This is a genomic window from Staphylococcus sp. HMSC063F05, from assembly GCF_001837075.1.
In the GTDB taxonomy this organism is placed as follows: Bacteria; Bacillota; Bacilli; order Staphylococcales; family Staphylococcaceae; genus Staphylococcus; species Staphylococcus epidermidis.
Genome location: NZ_KV831367.1, coordinates 1 through 783, shown reverse-complemented (window position 1 = coordinate 783; position 783 = coordinate 1). Strand labels below are relative to the sequence as shown.

The window sequence follows — 783 nt, the reverse complement described above, 5'->3', positions numbered from 1 at the left end:
CTTATCTGCAATTTTACTTAGAACTGCTTTTAACGTACCTCTTATCTGTAATTTTACTGAGAACTGCTTTTAACAAACCTCTTATCTGCAATTTTACTTAGAATTGCTTTTACTATTCCTCTTATTAGTATAATCTCAGTAAGAATGCGTATAAAAATGAAAATTACAACCGATTTTGTAAGTGCTGACGCCTGAGGGAATAGTATGTGCGAGAGACTAATGGCTCGAGCCATACCCCTAGGCAAGCATGCACGTACAAAATCGTAAGATAAAAAAATAAGCATATCACTGTAAACTTTAAAAAATCAGTTTAGTGATATGCTTATTTATTTCGAGTTAGGATTTATGTCCCAAGCTCATCAAGCACAATCGGCCACTAGTTTATTTCTCTATCTTATATGTTCTGATATGGTCTTCTATACTGTATAAGTATACTTTTGAATATGGATCTTGTGTCAATTCACGTTCGAAATCAAATTCTTGATTATCAAATCTGTTAAAGAATGTTTCGTATTCTTCGACTGATAATTGCTCTCTAGATTCTAGCATATTTAAGTGTTTCTCTTTATCTAATGCTTTGTCATATCCTTTAACGATTGAACCACTAAAGATTTCTCCTACTGCTCCTGAACCATAACTAAATAGACATACTTTCTCTTCTGGTTGGAATGTGTGGTTCTGTAATAACGAAATTAAACTTAAGTATAATGATCCTGTATAAATGTTACCAACATCTCTATTCCATAATACGGTTCTGTTGCAAAGTTGAATTTATAGTATAAT

Annotated in this window: 1 protein-coding gene; it reads right to left on the bottom strand. The window is 32.2% G+C overall.

What is annotated here, in order from left to right; translation table 11 throughout:
- Positions 1-381 precede the first annotated feature (381 nt).
- Complete coding sequence (locus tag HMPREF2576_RS11970) at positions 382-771, bottom strand: hydroxymethylglutaryl-CoA synthase (protein WP_020444595.1); 390 nt, start codon at positions 769-771, stop codon at positions 382-384.
- Positions 772-783: the final 12 nt, after the last annotated feature.